This window comes from Shewanella halotolerans (assembly GCF_019457535.1).
GTDB classification, from domain to species: Bacteria; Pseudomonadota; Gammaproteobacteria; order Enterobacterales; family Shewanellaceae; genus Shewanella; species Shewanella halotolerans.
Genome location: NZ_CP080417.1, coordinates 925,028 through 947,517, shown reverse-complemented (window position 1 = coordinate 947,517; position 22,490 = coordinate 925,028). Strand labels below are relative to the sequence as shown.

The 22,490-nt window shown below is 54.8% G+C and carries 18 protein-coding genes; 9 read left to right on the top strand and 9 right to left on the bottom strand.

Going from position 1 to position 22,490, the window contains the following annotated elements; translation table 11 throughout:
• Positions 1 to 139: 139 nt before the first annotated feature.
• Positions 140 to 751 carry a 5-formyltetrahydrofolate cyclo-ligase gene (locus tag K0H81_RS04230; protein ID WP_220060014.1) on the top strand — a complete coding sequence of 204 codons (612 nt, stop codon included), beginning with the start codon at positions 140 to 142 and terminating at the stop codon, positions 749 to 751.
• A gap of 18 nt (positions 752 to 769) precedes the next feature.
• Here the strand turns inward: K0H81_RS04230 and K0H81_RS04225 are convergent, their stop codons facing one another.
• Positions 770 to 1,591 carry a substrate-binding periplasmic protein gene (locus K0H81_RS04225; RefSeq protein ID WP_220060013.1) on the bottom strand — a complete coding sequence of 274 codons (822 nt, stop codon included), beginning with the start codon at positions 1,589 to 1,591 and terminating at the stop codon, positions 770 to 772.
• A 396-nt stretch (positions 1,592 to 1,987) separates the two neighbouring features.
• Between K0H81_RS04225 and K0H81_RS04220 the strand changes: the two genes are divergently transcribed.
• Positions 1,988 to 2,482 (top strand): copper resistance protein NlpE, encoded by a 495-nt coding sequence (locus K0H81_RS04220; protein WP_220060012.1) that lies wholly within the window; start codon positions 1,988 to 1,990, stop codon positions 2,480 to 2,482.
• A gap of 15 nt (positions 2,483 to 2,497) precedes the next feature.
• On the opposite strand, the gene K0H81_RS04215 is transcribed toward K0H81_RS04220, so the two are convergent.
• Positions 2,498 to 3,091, bottom strand: a complete 594-nt coding sequence (locus K0H81_RS04215; RefSeq protein ID WP_144201978.1) for a hypothetical protein — start codon at positions 3,089 to 3,091, stop codon at positions 2,498 to 2,500.
• A 181-nt stretch (positions 3,092 to 3,272) separates the two neighbouring features.
• Entirely contained in the window at positions 3,273 to 3,941 is a 669-nt protein-coding gene (ung, locus tag K0H81_RS04210) for a uracil-DNA glycosylase (RefSeq protein WP_220060011.1), read from the bottom strand.
• Between the two features lie 133 nt (positions 3,942 to 4,074).
• Between ung and K0H81_RS04205 the strand changes: the two genes are divergently transcribed.
• Positions 4,075 to 4,611, top strand: a complete 537-nt coding sequence (locus K0H81_RS04205) for a type II secretion system protein (RefSeq protein ID WP_220060010.1) — start codon at positions 4,075 to 4,077, stop codon at positions 4,609 to 4,611.
• Between the two features lie 119 nt (positions 4,612 to 4,730).
• Positions 4,731 to 5,048, top strand: a complete 318-nt coding sequence (locus K0H81_RS04200; RefSeq protein ID WP_220043241.1) for a DUF3144 domain-containing protein — start codon at positions 4,731 to 4,733, stop codon at positions 5,046 to 5,048.
• 109 nt (positions 5,049 to 5,157) lie between these two features.
• On the opposite strand, the gene K0H81_RS04195 is transcribed toward K0H81_RS04200, so the two are convergent.
• The 4 genes from K0H81_RS04195 to ppk1 form a co-directional block, all read right to left on the bottom strand.
• The gene (locus K0H81_RS04195) at positions 5,158 to 5,772 is read right to left on the bottom strand and encodes a LysE family translocator (protein ID WP_144201984.1); all 615 of its coding nucleotides are present in this window, start codon (positions 5,770 to 5,772) and stop codon (positions 5,158 to 5,160) included.
• Positions 5,773 to 5,793: 21 nt separating this feature from the next.
• Positions 5,794 to 7,422 (bottom strand): S10 family peptidase, encoded by a 1,629-nt coding sequence (locus tag K0H81_RS04190; RefSeq protein ID WP_220060009.1) that lies wholly within the window; start codon positions 7,420 to 7,422, stop codon positions 5,794 to 5,796.
• A 146-nt stretch (positions 7,423 to 7,568) separates the two neighbouring features.
• A complete protein-coding gene (locus K0H81_RS04185; RefSeq protein WP_258406442.1) occupies positions 7,569 to 9,077 on the bottom strand; it encodes a Ppx/GppA phosphatase family protein in 1,509 nt (502 codons plus the stop codon).
• Positions 9,078 to 9,133: 56 nt separating this feature from the next.
• Positions 9,134 to 11,269 (bottom strand): polyphosphate kinase 1, encoded by a 2,136-nt coding sequence (ppk1, locus tag K0H81_RS04180; protein WP_220060007.1) that lies wholly within the window; start codon positions 11,267 to 11,269, stop codon positions 9,134 to 9,136.
• Positions 11,270 to 11,602: 333 nt separating this feature from the next.
• On the opposite strand from ppk1, the gene K0H81_RS04175 reads away from it, so the two are divergent.
• Positions 11,603 to 12,142, top strand: coding sequence for a thioredoxin family protein (locus K0H81_RS04175; protein ID WP_220060006.1), 540 nt, complete (start codon positions 11,603 to 11,605; stop codon positions 12,140 to 12,142).
• Between the two features lie 166 nt (positions 12,143 to 12,308).
• Here the strand turns inward: K0H81_RS04175 and K0H81_RS04170 are convergent, their stop codons facing one another.
• Positions 12,309 to 14,885, bottom strand: a complete 2,577-nt coding sequence (locus tag K0H81_RS04170; RefSeq protein ID WP_220060005.1) for a TonB-dependent receptor plug domain-containing protein — start codon at positions 14,883 to 14,885, stop codon at positions 12,309 to 12,311.
• 612 nt (positions 14,886 to 15,497) lie between these two features.
• On the opposite strand from K0H81_RS04170, the gene K0H81_RS04165 reads away from it, so the two are divergent.
• The 3 genes from K0H81_RS04165 (at position 15,498) to K0H81_RS04155 (ending at position 20,481) form a co-directional block, all read left to right on the top strand.
• Entirely contained in the window at positions 15,498 to 16,946 is a 1,449-nt protein-coding gene (locus K0H81_RS04165; RefSeq protein WP_220060004.1) for a sigma-54 interaction domain-containing protein, read from the top strand.
• 180 nt (positions 16,947 to 17,126) lie between these two features.
• Complete coding sequence (gene ccoG, locus K0H81_RS04160) at positions 17,127 to 18,569, top strand: cytochrome c oxidase accessory protein CcoG (protein WP_220060003.1); 1,443 nt, start codon at positions 17,127 to 17,129, stop codon at positions 18,567 to 18,569.
• 316 nt (positions 18,570 to 18,885) lie between these two features.
• On the top strand, positions 18,886 to 20,481 hold the full coding sequence (locus K0H81_RS04155; protein WP_220060002.1) for an AMP-binding protein: 1,596 nt from the start codon (positions 18,886 to 18,888) through the stop codon (positions 20,479 to 20,481).
• A gap of 142 nt (positions 20,482 to 20,623) precedes the next feature.
• Here K0H81_RS04155 and K0H81_RS04150 read toward each other — a convergent pair whose 3' ends face one another.
• Positions 20,624 to 21,136, bottom strand: coding sequence for a lipocalin family protein (locus K0H81_RS04150; protein ID WP_220060001.1), 513 nt, complete (start codon positions 21,134 to 21,136; stop codon positions 20,624 to 20,626).
• Between the two features lie 331 nt (positions 21,137 to 21,467).
• Here K0H81_RS04150 and K0H81_RS04145 point away from each other — a divergent pair, with 331 nt between their 5' ends.
• Positions 21,468 to 22,448 (top strand): DUF4382 domain-containing protein, encoded by a 981-nt coding sequence (locus K0H81_RS04145; RefSeq protein WP_220060000.1) that lies wholly within the window; start codon positions 21,468 to 21,470, stop codon positions 22,446 to 22,448.
• Positions 22,449 to 22,490 lie beyond the last annotated feature (42 nt).

Here is a 22,490-nt window from a genome sequence, read left to right as displayed (position 1 = left end):
TCGAGAACAAGGCAAAATTTTTCGATAAGTAGTTATTCTACAATCAAAAATAATAACGCCGTTATCGGGCGTTTTAACAAGCTAGCAAGATCAGTTATTTACTACGATTGGTATAACTGCCTTCACTGGAGTAGGGACATTGAAACCAGCCTTCGCGCCGAGCGCTACCAATCAGGAAAATCGTCAGGCGATTAGAAATCAGATCCGCAGCGCGAGACGGGCGCTCCCCGAGCAGACCCAGAAGCAATTTGCCCAGGAGGCGGCCAGCAGGCTGATGGCGGTGATTAATCAGCGTCAGGCCAAGCATGTGGCGCTTTATCTAACCAGTGATGGCGAGCTGGATACCCAGCCGCTGATTGAAACCCTGTGGCAGGCAGGGGTGAATGTCTATTTGCCTCGTCTGCACCCCTTCTCACGGGGCAACCTGCTGTTTTTTAAATACCATCCCACCAGCCACCTGATCCAGAATCGACTCAAGATCTGGGAACCCAAGCTCAATATCACAGAGATGATCTTACCCCAGCATCTGGATGTGATCATCACCCCCCTGGTGGCCTTCGATAAGCAGGGAAATCGTATGGGAATGGGCGGCGGCTATTACGACCGTTGCCTGAGCGACTGGCAGCTAAGGGGGAAACCCTACCCCATTGGCTATGCCCATGATTGCCAGCGAGTCGAATCACTGCCCACCGAGCATTGGGATGTGCCCCTACCCATGATAGTGACCCCATCGGCCACCCACACAAATTAAGGTCAAATTGGCAAGCAACTATTGGCTGCTCTGCGACTTTTGCTGCCAATAGGCGTTGTGCTCGAAACCATGGCTGGCCAGAATCTTGGTCAGCTCGCCGCTGCGATGCAGCTCAGCCAGGCTCTGGTTAAAGTCGGCTAAAATCTGCCGGGCATTAGGAAGATGCTTGGCCACCCCGATATGAAACAGCTCCACGCTCAAAGGGTCTCCCACCGGCTCAAGCTTACCGTTATATTCGCTGCCGGGACGTTCGATGAGGTAGCGGGCGACATCCTCACAGATCAGCACCAGATCCACCCGCCCGGCCAGCAGTTTCCTTAGGTTCACCGCATCTGAACTGGCGGCTTCAGTTTTTAATGCTGCATTTTGAAATGCCTCTGGATTGGCATAGCCCCGGCCGATGCCTATGAGGTAAGGTTTGAGATCCTCGATATCGCGAAAGACAATCTTGCTGTCGCTGCGCTTATACAAGCGGATTGAGACAGATAATAAGGGGTCGGAAAAGTCGATCCACTGCTCGCGTTCGGGCCTGTACCAGACGCCTATGATAAGATCCGCCAGCTCCCGCTTAATAAGCGTTTTGGCGCGAATAAAGGGGTAAAACTCGTGGGACAGAGGATATCCCGCATGTTGAAATACCGCCTCCACCAGATGATACGCCACGCCCCACTCTGGCATCTGCGGCGAGTAGAAGGGCGGATAATCGTTGGATACGCTAATCAATGGCGTTTTCGCCATCGCCGGCAGTTGATGCAGCTCGCTATGTCGATCTCCGTCGCTGGCCATGGCCTGGGCGCAGAGCAACATCTGCCACAAGGCTAGCACCACGACTAGGCTCATGACTCGCCAGATTTGTTTCAGCCTGCCTAGACGAGACATAAGTAGCCTAAGTGCACTGATGCCCGGCGCCAATCGATGCGAACCTACGCCAGTGCTCGGGCGAACTTGAGCAGATTGACAAGCTGTAACCATCGAAGCTTTTCCAGCGAATTAACAAATGGATAGTTCACATTTTAGTCTAGTTTTTACCCGCTCGTGATGCAGTCCAACTCGAGAGACGGCAAACTCAAGCTAACTCAGCAAATTAATCAGGCTATCCACTCGGTTCACTTTGAAAGCCCAAGGTTTACGGGCTAAAGTGTGCAGAGACTTTTTGCACTGGCGGCCAAAGGTTTTCTAAGCCACTAGGCTCTTCGCCATTAACCGCCAGGCGCTTCACCATTAAAGGATGAAACAATGAAGATTAGCGCGCGACTCCTCCCCCTTGTTCTGCTTACCCTCGGCGCCTGCGCCCAACAAACCAGTCAGGCACCCGAACCTCAGACAAAAGTGCCGACCTCACAGGCGTCAGAACCTCAAGCCGCTCAGACTATGCCCCTTGGCGATACCAGCCGTAACGCGCTGGATTGGCCTGGGCTATATAAGGGCACCCTGCCCTGCGCCGACTGTCAGGGAATCAACATAAGCCTCAAGCTTAATGGTGACAACAGCTATCAACTCACTCAGCAGTATCTTGGCAAGCAAAACCTTGGTGAGCAAAAGCAGGCAACCGATGTCGTCCTCGAGGGGCAGTTTAACTGGAATGAGATGGGCAGCAAGATCACCCTAGATAGCAAGGCCAGAGGCATGAAGCTTCAGGTGGGCGAGAATATTCTCTTTATGCTGGACGATAAGGGGGAGCGAATTAAGGGGGCGCTGGCCCAGCAATATCAACTGTTGAAAGCCAATTGATATTGCCTGTCAGACTTAATTGGATTTACACCAGAGATTAACACAGGGAGTGTCGCCCACATTGACCTCAAATCCGGGGCAATGGTTGGCGAAGTATTTGGCCTCCTGACAGGAGGTCATCTGCAGACACTGCTGGCGGGCATCGCAGCTAAAGACCACATCTTGTAGCTCCTGCTTACCCACGTAATACTCAGACCCTGGGGGGAACAGCCCCTCAGGTGGTTTGATATCCACATCGGCCGAGTAATCATAGTTGACCATAAACAGATAGAGCAGATTACCAAAGGCGATCGCCAGGGCCACTAAACCCACCTTGACGCGCCAGCTGATGGCATCTTCGCTGTCAAACTTATCATGTGACTCGAAAGGCGAGGTCAAGGTGATGGGATTACCCAGATCTATCTCGCCCTTGGTGACCTTAGTGCCGCGCAGCGAGTCTTTCCACTGGCGATACACCACAGATTCACCCTCTTTGGGCATGTGTTCATAGGGGAGTAAATTGATGCCAAAAATTCTGAGTTCGTCCGATCCGTCGTCCGGGGCGATGAAACCTACCCTTTGCTCCTGGTTCCAACGAACAAGCGTTCCTCGCTTAGCTCTAATATCCATATTCCTGTCCGCCTTGAAAGCCTTGCCTGGAAGGCAGCTACCTACCCAAGCCGATGTAACCTGTTTATGTCATTAAGGGTATCCCACCCAAGCCATTAACAGTTACGTTACACTTCTCTATCAATATAATTAGCTTTTCATGGTACGGCAAGTATGATTTTGTAGCAGCTTTGTCTGAATTTTATACCTGCCAGTCGATAGGTGTCTCGCCAGATGCCATTAACAACTCATTGATTTTTGAGAAGTGTTTACAACCAAAGAAACCACGGTAGGCAGAGAGTGGTGAAGGGTGAGGCCCGCTCACCAGATGATGCTGGTCCGCCTCGATAAGCTTGCTCTTCTTTATGGCGTGACCGCCCCACAGCACGAAAATAATCGGGCGCTCCTGCCCATTAAGCAGCCTTAAGGCGTTGTCGGTAAAGGTCTCCCACCCCGCCTTGGCATGAGAGTGCGCCTTGCCCTGTTCCACCGTGAGTACAGTATTGAGCATCAAGACGCCCTGATCTGCCCACTTGGCCAGATAACCATGGTCAGGGATCTCAAAGCCGTCGATATCGTTGGCCAGCTCCTTATACATGTTCACCAAAGATGGCGGCACCTTCACCCCGGGCTGTACCGAGAAGCAGAGACCGTGCGCCTGGCCTTCGCCGTGATAAGGGTCTTGACCAATCAACACCACCCTCACCTTATCCAGCGGCGTTAGCTCGAAGGCGCTAAACACCTGCCCCTCTTGCGGATAGATCGCCTTACCGGCATCGCGCTCACCTTGCACGAAAGCCTGCAACCGGCCAAAGTAGGCTTGCTTGGCCTCCTGGTCGATAAAATCTTGCCATTGGCTGATCTCTGTCATAGCTATCTCTTTATATTTTTTCAAAAAAAACTTAGAATCGAGTGATATTTACGGCGTAATCCAGCTCATACAGAGTAAATCGCCACATTAAAGCTTACCGAGAGTAGTCTCTGCATATCCAAGAGGTTTGACGATGTCCTTGGCGCATAAACGCGGTTTTACCCTTATCGAACTCGTGGTCGTTATCATAGTGCTGGGGATCCTGGCGGTGACCGCCCTGCCAAAATTTATCAATCTCTCCCAGGACGCTCAAGTCGCCAGCGTTAAGGCGACCGGCGGCGCTTTCAAGTCCGGCATCGATATGGCCCGCGCCGTCTGGGCCGTCCGAGTCGGCTCAGGCCCGGCGGAAAACCTCAAGACCTTCGGCGACGACGAAGCCGGCGAGATGGATTTTAACGCCAATGGCTGGCCAGCGCAGCACTACTTTACCGATAACGAGGCCTCGCCGCAGCTGGACAACGTAGAAGATTGCATCTCGGTGTGGGAGACGGTGTTTCAGGGCGACGAGCCCAGCGTCTCGCGCAGCGATGCCCAGACGAGCACAGATTATAAGGCCAACTATATCAGCGTGAACCAGTGTCGCTACAACCTAAGCGACAACCAAAACCTCAGCATCTACTATGACTCACGAGATGGCCGGGTACTGGTCGACAGCGATCCCGCCAGTTAACCCTGCGGCGCGCATTGGGATTGGCGATACAGATCCCATTACCTCTAAATCTATGCTTCATTAACGGCTAATTTACGTTACTATGCCAGCATACTATTGACCTACCTGTGAGCATGCGCATGTCAGAACAGCAAAAAGAAACCACTATTTTTCAGTTAGCCGACAAGTTTATCGCCTTAGCCAACGAGCTTAGCGCCGAGGAGCAGGATATCGCCAAGGTGGGTACCGCCCTGCGTTTCGCCGCCGCCCGCTTTAACGCCTTCGAGGCCGCGCTGAAATCTGCCGATCTTAAGGCCGAGAAAGCCAACGCACTGGAGTGGTTTACCAAAGAATACAAGGACATGTTGAATGATAACCTAGACGATCATATCGACAATCCGCCAGCGGCTCAGCAGGAGCCAGCCAAAGATGATGCCGTACAGGTCTTTAACGGCTAGTCTGCTAACCGACACAGCCAGATAAAACAATGCGGCTAAGGAATATTCCTTAGCCGCATTGTTATGACTGCTTCAAAAGCTTAGGTGGATTAAGCAAAGCCTATTGCCCCTAGAGGGTCACCAGCACCCGCACCGCCAGCAGAATCAGCACCACGCCCGAGAGTTTATCAATAAGCGCCGCCTTCTCCCTTAGCTTAGGCAATACCGATTTGTGCGACAGCAAGAACGCAATCAAGGTATACCAGAGGCCATCGACCACCAGCGGCGTCAACACGATAAGCGACTTGCCCCATAGCTCGTCGGCCACCATCACAAACTGGCTGAAGAGCGCCAGGAAAAACAGCATGATCTTGGGGTTAAACAACGAGATGGCGATACCGTCGCGGGCAGCGGTCAACCAGTCTGTCGACTTACCCGCCGCCAGCTTATCCGACATGCCGCCCTTAGAGCGCAGCGCCTGCACACCGATATAGGCAAGATAGAGGGCGCCGAGGATCGCGATACCATTAAACACCAGCGGGGCCTGCTTAAGCAGCACCGCCAGCCCCAGCAGGGTCACCAGGGCGTAGATACCTATGCCAATGGAGTGCGCCCAGGCGCAGACGATACCGTTAGCCCGGCCACCGCCCAGGGTATGACGCACCACCATGGCCAGACTCGGCCCAGGCGACATGGCGCCCAAACAACAGATGGCCAACAGCCCCAGCCACGCACTAAAACTCATCTTATCTCCTCGCTGTCCTGATTAGTCCGCCTGATAGAACTGGCGAATATCCTTAGCCAGCGCCTTTAGCGACGAGGGCTCAATATACATCATATGGCCCGCCTCGTAGTAGTGCATCTCCACGCGGCTATTGTCTATGCCGTTATCGGCCAGGGTGTTCTCGGTGGCGAAGAAGGGGGTAGCAAAATCATAGTAGCCATTGGCCACCAGGATTCTGAAATCCTTGTTTTCCCGCTGGGCGCGACCGAGATAGGGGGCGACATTCACATAGTGCATCTGCTTGCCGCTGATGTTCCAGTTCCAGCCACGGTTAACATCGACCGAGAGCACGTTAAAGGGACGGGTGATCTTCACCCCCAGATCCTGATACAGATATTGATGAATCGCGGCAGTATAGGCGCCATCTATGCCATAGCCAGATGGATCGGCATCGGTGCGCTCGCCGCCGCTGTCATAGTCTACGCCCAGATAACGGCTGTCCAAACGCCCCACGGTGCGATCTTCATCCCTGAGCAGCTGCTTGGTGTAGCGGCTAGCGCTGACTCTCAGGTTCACCCTGTCCAGGTAGTTCTCTGTCAGTCCGGTAAAGCGTGCCAGCTGCTGGCGCACCGCCTGGTATTGAGCTTGGGGCAGACGACTGCCCTTAAGCAGCGCCAGGGCATAATCGTTCATCGCAAACTGACGCGCCGCCTCGACGAAGGCGCTCAGCCCCATCGCCTTATCGGCCGCAGCAACCCTGTCATGGTAGAAAGCGGTGGCCGCCATGGTCGGCAGGAAGCCGATGTAAGGCTGATTGTTGCCGGGCTGATAGCGGGCATGGCTAAAATCGAGAATGGATGAGATCAGCATGACGCCATTGACCGAGATATCTGTCCAGCCTGATTGCAGCTCGTCGACCAATGCGGCGGCGCGGGTGGTGCCATAACTCTCACCGGCGATATACTTGGGCGAGTTCCAGCGGCCATGTTCAATCAGCCAGCGGCGAATAAACTCGGCAATCGACTGAGCATCCTCTTTCACCCCCCAGAAGTCCTGGCCCTTGTGTTCACCCAGGGCGCGGCTAAAGCCTGTGCCCACGGGATCGATAAACACCAGATCCGACTTATCCAGCATGGAAAATTCGTTATCCACTAAGCGATAAGGCGCGGCGCCATCGTCCTTGGCATCACCAGGCACCACCACACGCTTAGGCCCAAACAGCCCCATGTGCAGCCACAGCGAGGCCGAGCCGGGCCCGCCGTTAAACACGAAGGTCACCGGGTGTGGCTGACCTGATTCAATCTTGGTGCGCAGATAGGTGACCGAGAAGATGCTGGCCAGCGGCTTATCCTTGTCATCTTCTAAGATGGTTTCCGAGGCGATGGTCTCATAGTGCACCCGCTCGCCATTGATCTTCACCTGACCCGTGGTTTGATAGACCTTGGCCTCTGGCGCCTGTGCCTCTGTCTTGGCAGGCTTGCCGTTAGATTTTTCCTGAGCCGCCTGACCGGGAAGGCTCAGAAGCAGCGACAGGCCAGCCGCGCCCAACAATTGCTTGGAGAGCTTGAGTCTCGATAGGAAATGAGTCTGATGATTGAATGGATTTTGACTCAAGTGATCTTGACTAGAATAGTTTTGACCTGAGTGTCGCCGCGTAAAAATATCAGCCATGGAGCGCGTCCTATTATTGTTATTGTCGATTTGGGCCGGTCAGCTTACAAAGAATCCCAAAGCGTCGCAAAGCATCAATTGCAAACAAATTTTTCACGAATCGGAGAAGAGCCGCCAGCGAATTAACGGCCCTTGTAGTGCCCCGCTTAGCTCTCCAGCCGCAGGCTGAGCCCCAGCTCGCGCATATGCTTCTTCTCCCGCTTGAGATCCTTAAGCAGCAGGTCCACCCGCGCGCTTTGCTCGGGCAGCAGCGCCAGCTCGTTGGTGTCCAGCGGCGCGCAGCTTAGGCGCAGGCTCTGGGCGACCCGGCCGAGATTGACCAGGATGGCGAGGCGCAGCAGACACAACAAGCGCACCATCAGTTGGCGCCTTCCATCCGGCAGGGCGTTGAGCTGCTCGAACTGCGGCTTCTTTCGCTGATTGCCAATAAGCAGCGCCAGATCCTGCTGCAGATCCTGGCTAAAGCCCGGCAGATCGCTGTTGGCTATGATATAGCCGCCATGCTTATGATGGGAGCGGGAGTTGATATGTATGCCTATTTCATGCAGGGTCGCGGCATAGGCCAGCAGCCTCGCCTGGGGACGGATCTCCCAGGCATCGGCCACCGACTCGAACAGCGCCATGGCGCTTTTACATACCCTGGCGCCTTGAGCCATATCCACATGATAGAGCTGAGCAATGCTGTCTACGGTGCGATGGCGCACATCATGATACTGACCTATCTGCGCCAGCTCGTAGAGCACGCCTTCGCGCAGGGCCGCGGGCGTAAAGCTAAGCTGCTGGATCTCCAGGCGGCGAAAGAAGCTGAGCAGAATGGCCAGCCCCGCCGGCACCAGTATGATGCGCTTGCGGTCGATATTGGCAAAATCTAGCCTGTCCACATGACCCGCTTCTATCAGCAAGCGCTTGAGGCGCTTAAGCTGACTCAGGGTCACGGGGGCATAGTGGCCGGGTTCGATATCGCTCTCTTGTGTCTCTTCACTGGCGACCTCGCCAGCCAGCCTCTCCCGCCGCGACAGTTCCGCCAAGGCCTCGCAGATCGCCTTGACCGAACCCGAGCTGCCCAACACCAGCTCCCAATCGGCCTCGAAATATTCCTTGGAAAGCGAGGAGAACTGCCTGTCGGCAGCGGCCTGGGCGGCGCGAAATGCCGCCGGGGTCAATGTACCATCTTCGAAGAAGCGCTCGTTAAAGCTGACGCAGCCGCAGCGCAGGCTGGAGAGTTTCACCGGCAGGTGTTTCTCGCCGATCACCACCTCGGTGGAGCCGCCGCCGATATCAATCACCAGATTGCTCTGCGCCAGCACCTGACTCTGGGCGATACCCGAGTAGATAAGCCTGGCCTCTTCGTGGCCGGAGATCACCTCGATGGGAAAGGGGATGATCTTCAGCGCCGCCTTAAGAAACTTGTCGCGGTTCTTGGCCACCCTCAGAGTATGGGTCGCCACCAGGCGGATCTGAGTCTCAAGGAGATCGGAAAAACGCTGACCGAAGTTTCTCAGGCATTCTAGGCCACGGGCCATCGCCTCGTCAGACAGGTAGCCCTCGGCGTTAAGGCCCTGAGCCAGACGGACCTGCTCCTTCTCCCTGTGGAGGATCTGCAGGCTACCGTCCTGCTCCCTGGCAATCATGAGATGAAAACTATTTGAGCCCATGTCGATAGCGACAAAATGGCGTTGTGTGACTAGGGCCAAAGTTCCTCCAATAGGGGCTAGCTGGCGGCCAGCAGCGGGTAATTGGGCTTAGGCTCGCTCGATGTCTCTTCGGCTTTGATGCGTGCCTTGGCCTGTTTCTCATACTGGCTAAGATATTGATGTATGGCGATTTGAGATCTTACCTTACGCTTATTGCCGCGGCCGCGATAGGGGTTACTCTGATCTTGGTTGATGATCCTCGCCTTGGTGTTGTCACCCAGCTGCAGCTGCAGTATGTCGATGATCATCTGCTTCAGTTCGGGATCATAGATGGGAGTACTCACCTCGATGCGGCTGTCTATGTTGCGGCTCATCCAGTCGGCGGAGCAGAGGAACACCAGATTCTCGCCGCCGGCGTGGAACACCATGACGCGAGAGTGCTCCAGGAAGCGATCCACTATGCTGATCACCTGAATGTTATCGCTGATCCCCGGGATCTGCGGCACCAATGAACACATGCCGCGAATGATCAGCTTAACGCCGACCCCGGCCATAGAGGCCTCATATAGCTTGTTGATCAGCTGCTCGTCCACCAGGTTGTTGAGCTTGAGGGTGATGGCCGCCTTGCCGCCACAGCGGGCATTAAGGATCTCACGATCGATAAGCGCCGTCAGCTTCTGCCTGGCATCGAAGGGGCTGACCAGCAGGTGCTGGAAGTTGTCGCGCCGATATGGATGCTCAATCAGATCGAACACCTGCTCCACCTCACGGGCTATCTCCTGATTGGCGGTAAACAGCGACAGATCCGTGTAGACCTTGGCGGTGCCCTCGTTGAAGTTACCCGAGCCGATGTGACAGTAGAGGCGGGTCTCGCCCTGCTCTTCCCGGCCAATTAAACACAGCTTAGAGTGCACCTTAAGGCTAGGGATACCATGATGCACCTTGACCCCGGCCTCGGCCAGGATCCGGGTCCATTCTATGTTGTGCTCCTCGTCGAAGCGCGCCCTGAGCTCGATCACCGCGGTCACCTGCTTGCCGTTCTTCACCGCATCCATCAGCGAGTGCATCACCCGCGACTTCTTGGCCACCCGGTAGAGGTTGATCTTGATAAACTTCACCGCCGGGTCGTAAGCCGCCTGACGCACCATCTCGGTAAAGTGCGAGAACTTATGGTAGGGATAGTTGAGCATGATATCGCCGCGGGCGATGGCATCGAAACTATTGCTGCAGCGCTGGAAACCTGCGCTGTCCAGGGCCGGCAACTTGGCATTCTCCAGATACTTGCGCCCTGGATTGGGGAAGGCGATGAAGTCCTTGAAACTGTGGTAACGCCCGCCGGGCACCAGACACTCTGTGGAGCTGATCCCCAACTGCTCCTTGATCATCGCCAGCATATGCTCAGGCATCTGTCTGTCATACACCAGGCGCACCGGCTCGGCGGTGAGGCGCTGCTTGAGGCCGCGGGTCATCTTCTCCAGCTGGCTCTGATCCAACTCGTCGGCAATGTCGAACTCGGCGTCGCGGGTCAGCTTCATCGAATAGGCGTCGATAGACTCATACTCGAAGAAGGGCGAGAGCAGGTCATCCAGGCAGTGACGTATGATGTTATCCAATAAGATCAGATACTTCTTACTCTTAGGCTTGCCGGTTGGCAGCTCGACAAAACGGGGCACGTTCTTGGTAGGCACCTCCACCAGGGCATATTGGCGCCTGTCCTTGCTGTGCAGACACACCGCTAGGTAGGTGGCGTTGTCGGTGAGGTGTTTCACCATAGATCTATTGTTACCAATGATCAGCGGCGCGATATGACGCTTGAGGTGGTCGCGAAAATAGACCCTTAACCACTGACTGTGAAAGTCACTCAGCTGCCCCTCGTTGATCAGCAGTATGTTGCGGCGAATAAGCTCGCGCATCAACTCGGTGTAGATGCTGTCGAAGCGCTCCTGCAATGCCAGCACCCGGGTCTGGATTTTGGCCATCAGGTGACGGCTATTGCTGCGGCCATCTTGCAGGCTCGACAGCATGATGCTGCGGCGCACCTGGGCGACCCTGACCCTGAAGAACTCATCCATGTTGCTGGAAAATATCCCCAGAAAACGCACCCGCTCTACCAGCGGTACCTCGCTGTCGCAGGCTTCTTGCAACACGCGTTCATTAAACGACAACCAGGACAGTTCCTTGTCGATAAACATCTTGTCGGAATTGGGAGACACTCGACTACTCCTTTGAGCGCAGGGAAACGGCGGCTTCATTGCATCTTTGCCACGCCACAGGCTAGCGCGAGGCGATTAGTACCGGCGGCAAGCTATTGGCAGGGCTTAAAAAGAATTTCCATTAGCAGCAGATTACTTCAGTAGGATGTCATATTTATGACAAGCACTCAGGCGGCTGGGCGCCACCGTGGTCGAGATAAGCTTTTGAACTTAGGACGCTTGCATGGAGTCAGAAGGGGTATCATGATGGCGCGGCAAATAACAAGCTGTGCCCTGGCAATTCACGTCATCAAGCAACCACTCATCATCAACCATAGGACACCAGGCATCACAATGAACAACATCTTACTGGTCAGCGCCCTCACCCTAAGCCTGCTACTCGGGCTATTTACCTGGCTCAGCTACAAGAAGCTCAAGGGCAGCCAGATCCCGACGGGTGTACTGGCAGTGCTACTGGTGTTTGCGCTAATCAACGGCGCCGTGAGTTACTTTATTGCCCCCAAGGCCGGCGATGATACCTACAAGCAGCTGGTGTGGCAGTCGCTAAGTCCAAATGCTATCCCAGACCAACTGGCCCAGGGCAAGACGGTGTTTGTGGATGTCAGCGCCGACTGGTGCAACATCTGTAAGGCCAACAAGGATAGGGTACTGCATCAGGCCGTGGTGGTTGAGCGGCTAAAGGATAAGGATATGGTGTTGATGCGCGGCGATCTCACCCAGAGCGATGCCAGGATAGAGGCCTACCTGACTCAGTATCAGGCCTATGGCGTGCCCTTTAACATCGTCTACAGTCAGGCTCACCCCGATGGCTTAGTCCTGCCAAAAGTGCTGTCAATCGATGATCTGCTCAGCGCCCTGCCTCCCCGCGACTAGTCTGATGCTTGATAAAGTTGCGAAATTTCCGCAGGTTTATGCTCAGCGCCCCCCTTCTCGCGGCAGTTGTATTCAACCCAAAAAAAGAAGGCTGCAAAGCAGCCTTCTTATCATTTCAATTGCTAGCGCCTGGTGATTTTAATCACTAACGCCTAGGACGCCGAGATTAGAAGCGGTAGTTCACGCGACCATAGTAGTAGCCACCGTTGTAATCGAACGGGCCACTCTCATAGTAGATCGCACCTAGCTCACCACGGGTACCGTCTTTCAGCTTCTGCGCCTCCTGATCGAACAGGTTGTTGGCACCGATAGAGACGGTCAAGCTATCGAGGAACTGATAGCTTAGCTCCAGATCCACGGTCACCGCAGAATCGGCCATCTCAGAGCCCCAATCCGAGGTGTCGTCGGCGTGAGTCGCATAGTACTCACCGAAGTAGTTACCACGCAGCGACATGCTGAATCTGTCCCAAGACTGTGCCCAGGTCAGGGTCGCACGGTGAGCCGGAATACCATCTTCTAGACGACGCACCTTACCCTCATCTGTGGTATTTGGGTTGTACTTGTCGACGCTGGTATCAGTCCAGCCATAGGCCAGGCTGAACTTGGTATCGCCCGACAACAGCTGAGTGTCGTATGAGGCCACCAGATCGATACCCTGAGTCGTGGTATCGAAGTCGTTGGTGTAGTAAGTCACCGCAGAGATCAGCTCTGGGAACTCGACACCGGCGGCGCGCAGCGCGTCATAGTCTTTCGCCTCAACCTCGATCTGGCTCGACTGCGCGATACGTCCTGTCACCTCGATATTGTAGTAATCCAGAGTCACGAAGAGGTTTTCGTGCTCGAACACGGCGCCGAGGGCATAGCTGACAGACTCCTCAGGCTTAAGCACCTTACCGCCATAGAAGGCCGACAGCGGATCGGTTGGCGGCGCAATAAAGGTCTGGATCAGGTCACCGTTAACGATAGAGGTCTGAGTGTTAACCACGTTCTCCTGACCCACGGTCGGCGCACGGAAACCTGTGCTGTGTGACGCGCGGAAAGAGAGATCGTCGGTAGCCGTGAACTGAGCGGTCAGCTTGTAGTTCAGGGTGTCACCGAAGGTAGAGAAGTCCTCGTAACGCAGCGCGGCGCCAAGCAACCAGCGCTCGCCCAGATAGGCTTCCATGTCGGCATAGACGCCTATGTTGTTACGCGAGTTCTTGCCAGCAGACTCTGGGCCGAAACCCTTGAAGCCGTGAGAGCCAATGTTGAAGCCCTGGTCGGCGTATGGGCCAGCAATCCAAGAGGCTTCCTCGCCCTGAGTAATCTCGAACGACTCTTCACGCCACTCGAAACCTGTGGCGAAGCTGATATCTTCGACGCTACCCAGGGTGAGCATGCGCGAGAAGTCCAGGTTCACCGTGGTCTCGGCCTGCTCATAGGCACCGGTTTCAAAGTCGGTGGGTGTGTCTAAGCCCAGTGACGGGTTAAGCGAGTTCTTCAGGCTGAAGGTCGACTTGTTGTTACCCATACCCGCGCTGAAATCATAGTTCCAGGCACCTAGCTCGCCTTTAACACCGGCGAAGAAAGAGGTGTCTTCCACAGTACCGGCAAACTGCGGCGTATAACCGCCCGGACGCAACTGGTTCATGGCGAAACAGTTAGGATCGGCCAGCATCGCCTTGTAGGCATCAGTCTCGAGCACGTTACCGTCGCTACCATCTGCATTCTTTGGAATTGGCACCACGGCACAGGTCGAAGGATCGCCATTGACCGCACCCACCAACAGGGTTTCACCGCCATCTAACGAGTAGACGTTGCCGCGATTGTGGGGGTTACGATAATAGAAACCACCGACCACATCGCGCGAAGAGAGGTTACCAAAGGCATATAGGCGCGCATTGTCGTTGATGTCGTAGCCAGAGTTAAGGAAGAAGCTGTAGTCATCCTTGATCTCAGGGTTACCCCAAATCTGGGCAGGGTCTTGGACGAAGGTGTTGCCCTGCTCAATCAGGTTGGCCGCATCCGGACGCTGCATGCTGCGGCTGGTCGCATCGGCATTCTTGTATTGCAGGCTAAGGTTAACGAAACCAGCGTCAGACAGAGGGAGTCCCACGTTGGCATCGATAGTGGTGGTGGCACCGTCACCCTCATAGTATTCGCCTTGGCCGACCGTGATAGAGCCGCCTTCGGCATCATCTTTGAGCACAAAGTTCATCACACCGGCAATGGCATCTGAACCATATTGCGCCGCTGCACCATCACGCAGCACCTCAACTTGTTTTAGCGCCGCACTCGGAATGACCGAGATATCCGGGCCCTGGGCGCCATCGTTGATGCCACCGCCCTGGAAGGCGATCACCGAGGCGCGGTGACGACGTTTGCCGTTGACCAATACCAGGGTGCTATCTGACGGCAGACCACGCAGGTTGACCGGACGGATCAGGGTTGCCGCATCACTGATGGGCTGGGCACGGGAGTTGAAAGATGGCACCGTGGTGACCAGCATGTCGATCATGTCGGTAGAACCATTCTTCTTCAGATCATCGCTGCTGATGATATCGATAGGTACCGGCGAATCGCCGATAGAGCGTGGCGCAGAACGTGTTCCCACTACGGCAATTTTTTCAATATTCTGAGACGCTTCTGCCTGCTGATCATCGGCAAATGCCTGTGTACTCGCTAACGACCCTGTCAATGCCAATGAGATGGCAAAACTCAGCGCACTCACGCCGAAACCTTTATTTTTATGTGTTGTCATCATTTTTCCCGCATAGTTTTTTTTATATTTCGCCATCATTCGCGTCTTTCTCACACGAACCACCACAGGCATACCCCAGAGTGAAATGAATACATTTCATTTACACTTTTATAACAAACAAAAAATAATTGCTAATACTAATTGGTCTAATTTAGACGAGAGCAGGAGACACTGGCAGACTAAAAATCGAACAAATACGTAGAGTTCACGATAAAACCCCAAAAAGATTAATCATTAAAGCTCAAACAGTTTCGATTAAAGCAAATATTCAAAAGATGCAAAAAACGTTAACCGGTGATTAACATCTACCTCTAAGGAGATAGCAAAGTGGTCTTCTAGACAGGCGATCTAGCAATAGTGCCAGAGCAACCAGGATAGATTAGCGAAATATCGTGGAAAGGCTTGATGACGCCATTCAAGAAAACGAGCTAATATAGGGGCTAAGTGAGAGGTTAGTTAAAATGAGCATTTAAAGGCTGAGCGACATTAAATAAGTGACTTTTCTCGAGACTTACGAAGAGTAACTGTTCGAAAATGACTCTCCACGACTAGCATACAGGCCTCACATTAAGAGTGAGATAGCACAACAATCATTGCCAGCAAGGAGCGGCGAACATGGCTTGTAAACACCCAAGGGTCGATGATGCCCATGTGGACTTTCTACCCGAGAACAAACTGCTACTTAACGCGGTAGGCGAAGGGATCTACGGCTTCGACCTAGAGGGCAATGCCGTCTTTATCAACCCTGCCGCCGAGCGGATGACGGGCTGGAAGGCCGAAGAGTTGCTGGGTAAGAACATCCACGACTGTCACCACCACAGCCACGCCGATGGCAGCCCCTATCCCCAGGAAGAGTGCCCCATCTACAACACGCTGCACGACGGCATCGCCCGGGAGATCAGCCATGATCTCTTCTGGCGCAAGGACGGCAGCAGCTTCCCGGTGCACTACACCTCGACCCCCGTCTACAAGAACGATCGCCTCATAGGCGTGGTCGCGATATTTCGCGATATCAGCATTCAGAAGCAAACAGAAGCCTCACTCAGGGAGGCGCTCAAGCAGGTACAGGCCCTGTCGGAGAAGCTGGCCAACGAGAATGACTACCTGCTCACCGAGCTGGCCAGCCATCGTCAGGAGGTCAATATCTCGGGCGAGAGCGAGACGATACAGTCGCTTATCCAGCAGATAAAACTGGTGGCCAACACCAGCAGTACCGTGCTGATCAACGGCGAGAACGGTACAGGTAAGGAGTTAGTGGCCCGCAACATACATGCGCTCAGCGATCGCAGCGATCAGCCCCTGGTGAGCGTCAACTGCGCCGCCTTCTCCCCCACCCTATTAGAGAGCGAGCTCTTCGGCCACGAGAAGGGCGCCTTCACCGGCGCCACCAGCCGCCGCAAGGGGCGATTCGAGTTGGCCCACCAGGGCACGCTATTTCTCGATGAGGTGGCCGAGCTTTCCCTCGAGGCCCAGTCTAAGCTGCTCAGGGTGATCCAGGAGCAGGAGTTCGAGCGAGTGGGCAGCAGCACACCCATCAAGGTGGATATCCGCCTGGTGACCGCCACCCATCACGATCTGCTTAAGCGAGTAGAACAAGGGCTGTTCCGCATGGATCTCTACTATCGCCTCAATGTGTTCCCGCTGCATGTGCCGCCCCTCAGGGAGCGGCTGCAAGATATTCCACTATTGGTCAGCGATATCCTGCTCAACTTAAACCACAAGCTGGGTAAGAAGATCAAAGGGGTCAGCAAGCAAGGCATGCAGCACCTGATGGCCTATCACTGGCCCGGCAACGTGCGTGAGCTGCAGAACGTTATCGAGCGTCAGACCATACTCTGTCACGGTCAGATCCTACAGATCCCCGCGCTACAGGCCGAGCCGCAGCCTCAGGACAAGGGGGAGTTTCAGACCCTGCAGCAGGTCGAGGCCGCCCATATCCGCCGCACCCTGAAGCGGCTCAACTGGCGAATCTCGGGCCCCAACGGCGCCGCCAATTTGCTCGGGCTGCCCGCCAGCACCCTGAGATCCCGTATGCTCAAGCTGGGGATCAAGCGTCCGGCCTAAAGCGTCTTGAGTGATCGCATACAGATTAGCGATATATCGCCAAAGCACGATATATCGCTAAACCAAAATAGAGAAGATGAATTAAACCAATTTAGTTTCAAACACTTACAAAGCAACAAAACTTGGTTCCCAACTTGCATTGGCTGTCGGCAATTCCCCTAGCAAGAGTTTGGAAAGCCAATGAGTCAAGATCTCAGCAGTACAGAGAACCCAATCGCCACCAAGGCCGCCCTGGGCCAGGCCATCCCCGTGACCAATTTGCCGGTGCAGCGCGGTAAGATACACATAAAAGAACAGAAGGGACGCTTTCAGCGTCTGCGCACGGGCCTCAATAGCCTGCTTATCCTGTTCTTCTTCCTGTTGCCCTTCATCCCCTATCAGGGACGCCAGGCGATCCTCTTGGACGTGGAGCGTCAGGAGTTTCACTTCTTCAACCTGACCCTGTGGCCGCAGGATTTCACCCTGCTGGCCTGGCTGTTTATCATCGCCGCCTTCGCCCTCTTCTTCGTCACAGTCTTCTGGGGCCGTGTCTGGTGTGGCTACCTCTGCCCTCAGACCAGCTGGAGCTTCGCCTTCGTCTGGATAGAGCGGCAGATTGAGGGCAACAGCAACAAGCGTCACGCCCTGGATAAGGCTCCCTGGAGTGTTGAGAAGGTGCTTAAACGCGGCGCCAAGCATCTGGCCTGGGCATTGGCGGGGCTGATCACCGGCTGTGGTTTCATCGCCTACTTCATCCCGGCCAGCGAGCTCTATCCACAGATCTTTACCCTAAGCGCCAGTTTCTGGGTCACCGCCTGGGTCTGGTTCTTCGCCCTGTGTACCTACCTCAACGCGGGCTGGATGCGTGAGCAGATGTGCCTGCACTGCTGTCCCTACGCCCGCTTTCAGTCGGCCATGTTCGACGCCAATACCCTCACCGTCTCCTATGACGCCGCTCGCGGCGAGTCTCGCGGCCCGCGAAAACGCAAACAGGCTACCGATCTCGGCGACTGCGTCGACTGTAATCTGTGTGTCGATGTCTGCCCCACGGGGATAGATATTCGTAACGGCCTGCAATATGAGTGCATCAACTGCGGTGCCTGCGTCGATGCCTGCGACCAGACCATGGACAAGTTCGGCTATGACAAGGGCTTGATCCGCTACGCCAGCGAGAACGAGCTGCAGAAGAAGGAAGTGAAACGTTTTACCTCCTTCAAGTTTGTCGGCTATGGCATCGCGGTGATCATCATGCTCAGCGTGTTCGCCCTGGATCTCTATCGCCACCAGAGCATAGATCTCAACGTCATCCGCGACCGCCAGAGCCTCTACCGCGAGGTAGGTGACGGCCGCATCGAAAACAGCTACACCCTGAAGATCCGCAACAAGACCCAGCAGGATCACCAGTACCTTATCAGCCTAAAGGACACTGGCAACCACGGCTTCGCCAAGGAGACCTCACAGCAGGTGATGATCAAGGCCGGTGAACAGCTGAGCTATCCGGTGACTGTTTTCGAACAGAAGCAGGCGGACTTTGTCGGCGTTAAGCTGCAGAAACAGACCATCGCCTTTACGGTCACCAACCTGAGTAACCCCAAGGAGAAGGTCTCCCAGGCCAGTCCCTTCTTTAGCCTGAGCGCCTTCTAAGGACTCGAGTGTGCCTCGGTGGTGTTACTGGCCACCGGGGCCAACACTTAATCAAATGCTCTTTCTATCGCTTTCACGCCTCACTCTTTATCCCTCTCCCAATACCCGATAATAACGGCTCCATCAGGTCAGACCAGACAGGTTTTGTCACGCTATAAAAATAGCGATATTAAACAGACAGATAAGGGTTAAACGATTGTTTTATTTTAGGCCGACAGAGGTTGACCTTAGGCGCGTTTTAGCACAGTCTAAACACCTGTTTGATTTTTAGCTGCGCCCAAGAATACCGACAATAATAAGCAAAGGAGACGCGTCCATGGCCTATGACTCACATGCCCATGTAGATCTGGAAAAATATGCATCACTGATCAATCTGATCGAAACGGCCGCCGAGCGCTATGGCGACAAGACAGCCTATGTGTGTCTGGGCAAGGCCAGCAGTTTTGCCGATATAGAACGCGACTCCCGCTACTTTGCCGCCTACCTGCAACAACATACCCAGCTTGTGGTGGGCGACAAGGTCGCCATCCAGCTGCCCAACATCACCCAGTTTGTTATCGCCGCCTATGGCGCGCTCAGGGCCGGCATGATACTGGTCAACACTAATCCCTTGTATACCCAGCGAGAACTGATCCACCAATACAGAGACTCGGATGCCAAGGCCTTGGTGGTGCTGAGCGATCTGCTGCCAACCCTGGAAGCTGTGATCCCCGAGACCCAGATAGAAACGGTAATTTCTACCCACCCGCTGGATCTGATAGCAACCCAACCCCAGGCCGACAGCCAGCTCGCCCACATAGGTTTTAACCAGGTATTGGCCCTGGGCAGCCAGGCTGAGTACCGCCCGGTAGAGGTCGCGCAGCAGAGCCTGGCGGCGCTGCAATACACGGGCGGCACCACGGGCCTCTCCAAGGGCGCCATGCTGAGCCACAGCAACCTGCTGGCCAATATGCTGCAGGTGCAGTCGCGCCTGGCCAGTAAATTTGTCGAGGGCGAGGAGATCTTTATCGCGCCCCTGCCCATCTACCATATCTATGCCTTCATGGTGAACTTCGTCTACTTCGAGCAGGGCGGATGCAGCGTACTCATCCCCAACCCGAGAGATATCAGCGCGCTTATTCAGACCATGTCCCAGCATCCCTTCACCGGCTTTGCCGGCCTCAACACCCTGTTTGTCGGTCTGTGCCATCAGCAGTCCTTCCAGGCGCTGGACTTTAGTCACCTTAAGATCACCATTTCTGGTGGCACGGCGCTCACTCAGGCGGCGGCCAGCATCTGGCAGTCCACCACAGGTTGCACCATCTCCGAAGGTTATGGCCTGTCGGAAACTTCGCCCGTGGTCTCCCTCAACGCGCCGGGACTCGAGTGTCTTGGCACCATAGGTCGCCCGGTGATCGACACTCAGGTGAAGATCCTCGACGCCAACGAGCAGGAGGTGCCTCAGGGTGAGATAGGCGAGCTGGCGGTCAAGGGGCCACAGGTGATGAGCGGCTACTGGCAGAAGCCAGAGGAGACCGCCAAGGTGATGACCAGCGATGGGTTCTTCAAGACAGGAGATATCGCCCTGGCCACGGAAGGTGGCATGCACAAGATAGTGGATCGCAAGAAGGATATGATCATCGTCTCCGGCTTCAACGTCTATCCCAACGAGGTGGAAGATGTGCTGGCCGCCCATGAGAGCGTGCTGGAGTGCGCCGTAATTGGCGTCGACGACAGCCGTAGCGGCGAGGCCGTCAAGGCCGCCATAGTGCTGCGAGAACCTGAGCTGGCAAACGATGCCACTAAGCAGGCCCTGCTCGAACATTGCCGCGCGCAGCTGGCCGCCTATAAGCTCCCCAAGATAATCGAGTTCATGGCTGCACTGCCCAAGTCGACCGTGGGTAAGATACTGCGTCGTGAGTTGAGGAAGTAATCAGCTAAATCAACCAATTTGAGCCTCAAAAGCCATAAAAAGGGCGCCTTCTCGGGCGCCATTTTTTATTCTCACATTTATTCGCTCTGAGTTGGATAAGTAGCTCTATTTCGCCCAGCTATCTATTACTCCCTGCTTTCTATTACTCCCAAATGAGCGCCTGGGTATCGAACCCCAGCTTCTCGGCCTGGGTGATAAAGGCTTGTCGTACCGACTCATCCACCTCGGGCGAGCGCGCCAGCAGCCAGAGATAGTCACGGTTATAGCTGGTTACGAAGGCGTACTGATAATCCGCATCCAGACGGTAGATCACATAGGCACCATAGAAGGGACCGAAGAAGGAGACCTTGAGGTGGCCAATATCGGGCGTCTGGACAAAGTAGGCCTTGCCCTCGGCGCTCTTCCAGCTTTGTGATTGCGCATCGAAGCCGCGATTGGTCACACTCACGCCGCCATCGCCCCGCAGTTGATACTCGGCGGTTACCTGGCTCAGGCCGCGCTCGAAGCCATGATCCAAACGGGCGATCTCATGCCAGGTGCCCAGGTATCTGGAGAGTTCGAATCCCTCCACCGGCGCTATCCCCTTGGGCGCGCTGGTGCAGGCCGTTAGCATGGTTAACAGACAAACAAGAGAAAAAGTGACAGGCCATCTCATCGCGATACTCCACTTAATGAGGTATATTGGAAAAACAATTCTTTAAACTAATTCGTTAAATCAGTACGCAGGGATCTCGCCTGAGGTTCACAAGCACTAACGCTCTTCTGTAATAATGCTCTCCTGTAATAATGCTCTCATGTAATAAAGCTCTCCAGTGAAAAAGGCGCCTCCCTATCGCACTTTATTTAAGCCATCAACGCCTGAACGCCCTAAGCGTTAGCCCACTCACAAAGTACAAATTTTAACCAGCAAATCCCTACATTTCGTGCAAGTACTCCTTAGAATGAATAAAACCATTAGAAAAAACTCATTAAAAGGTTTACTCAAGATGCGACCCTTAACTCTACCCCTAGCTTTTTTACCCTTCCCCCTCGTTGGCCTTATGCTCAGCGGCTGCGGCGGCTCCGATGACACCAGTCCACCAGAGCCACTCGCCACAGGTACAGTGAGTATCGCCCTGTCCGATTCTCCAATGAGTCAGGTCAGCCGGGTCGAGCTGGTGCTCGATAAACTGGTGATGACAGATGCTCACGGCCAGCGGCACACTCAGGATATGGCCCAGCACAGGTTTAACCTGCTGGACTACCAAGGCATGGACAGCCACAGAGTGATCGACGGCCTAGAACTCCCCGCAGGCCAATATCACGACGTACACTTTACCCTGGTTAATGGCGATCAGGCCCAGGGTTGCCTCATCGAAAACGGCCAGGGCCAGCACCCGCTGATGATAGAAGATGGTCGCCTCCCCATGGCAAACTTCACCCTGGGCGAACATCAGCACCTTAACCTGACCATGGAGATCGACCTCTACCAGTCAATGCACCTTTCCGATGGCCAATATCAACTCAACCATCACGGTATCTACTCCATCGACGACGACACCATGGGACACATCTTCGGCGAGATGGATCCTCAATGGATCGCCGATTGTGAGACTCAATACGCAGCGAGTGCCCCCGAGGGCGGCCAGTTCTACCACATGGCCTATCTCTACCCGAGTGAGGTGACCAGCCTGGCGCAGATGGGCGACATAGCGCAGAGCCGCGACGACGGCCTCTTCTCACCGGTGGCCATCTCCCCCATACGCCAAGACATTAATGGCAACTGGTTCTTTGCCATGGGCTATCTGCCTGCCGGCAACTATCGGGTGGGCTACACCTGCCTCGGCCACCTGGACTCCCCGCCCCAAAACGATATGACTCAAGGCGCATTTAAGCTGTTTGAAGATGGCGGTGAGATCGGTGTGGAAGATGGCGGCAGAGAAACCCGCCATCAGTGCGGTGGTGGCCACGGCGGCCATAGAGGCTAGTCTAGCTAAATATAGAAACAGATAAGAGCAGATATAACCTGT

What these genes read in the sequence shown, in the direction of transcription:
- K0H81_RS04200 (WP_220043241.1), top strand. Translation starts at nt 4,731, where the DNA reads ATGTCAGAACAGCAAAAAGAAACCACTATTTTTCAGTTAGCCGACAAG.
- K0H81_RS04205 (WP_220060010.1), top strand. Translation starts at nt 4,075, where the DNA reads ATGTCCTTGGCGCATAAACGCGGTTTTACCCTTATCGAACTCGTGGTC.
- K0H81_RS04165 (WP_220060004.1), top strand. Translation starts at nt 15,498, where the DNA reads ATGGCTTGTAAACACCCAAGGGTCGATGATGCCCATGTGGACTTTCTA.
- K0H81_RS04170 (WP_220060005.1), bottom strand. Translation starts at nt 14,885, where the DNA reads ATGATGACAACACATAAAAATAAAGGTTTCGGCGTGAGTGCGCTGAGT.
- K0H81_RS04225 (WP_220060013.1), bottom strand. Translation starts at nt 1,591, where the DNA reads ATGAGCCTAGTCGTGGTGCTAGCCTTGTGGCAGATGTTGCTCTGCGCC.
- K0H81_RS04150 (WP_220060001.1), bottom strand. Translation starts at nt 21,136, where the DNA reads ATGAGATGGCCTGTCACTTTTTCTCTTGTTTGTCTGTTAACCATGCTA.
- K0H81_RS04185 (WP_258406442.1), bottom strand. Translation starts at nt 9,077, where the DNA reads ATGGGCTCAAATAGTTTTCATCTCATGATTGCCAGGGAGCAGGACGGT.
- ung (WP_220060011.1), bottom strand. Translation starts at nt 3,941, where the DNA reads ATGACAGAGATCAGCCAATGGCAAGATTTTATCGACCAGGAGGCCAAG.
- K0H81_RS04145 (WP_220060000.1), top strand. Translation starts at nt 21,468, where the DNA reads ATGCGACCCTTAACTCTACCCCTAGCTTTTTTACCCTTCCCCCTCGTT.
- K0H81_RS04220 (WP_220060012.1), top strand. Translation starts at nt 1,988, where the DNA reads ATGAAGATTAGCGCGCGACTCCTCCCCCTTGTTCTGCTTACCCTCGGC.
- K0H81_RS04175 (WP_220060006.1), top strand. Translation starts at nt 11,603, where the DNA reads ATGAACAACATCTTACTGGTCAGCGCCCTCACCCTAAGCCTGCTACTC.
- K0H81_RS04190 (WP_220060009.1), bottom strand. Translation starts at nt 7,422, where the DNA reads ATGGCTGATATTTTTACGCGGCGACACTCAGGTCAAAACTATTCTAGT.
- K0H81_RS04155 (WP_220060002.1), top strand. Translation starts at nt 18,886, where the DNA reads ATGGCCTATGACTCACATGCCCATGTAGATCTGGAAAAATATGCATCA.
- K0H81_RS04215 (WP_144201978.1), bottom strand. Translation starts at nt 3,091, where the DNA reads ATGGATATTAGAGCTAAGCGAGGAACGCTTGTTCGTTGGAACCAGGAG.
- ccoG (WP_220060003.1), top strand. Translation starts at nt 17,127, where the DNA reads ATGAGTCAAGATCTCAGCAGTACAGAGAACCCAATCGCCACCAAGGCC.
- K0H81_RS04195 (WP_144201984.1), bottom strand. Translation starts at nt 5,772, where the DNA reads ATGAGTTTTAGTGCGTGGCTGGGGCTGTTGGCCATCTGTTGTTTGGGC.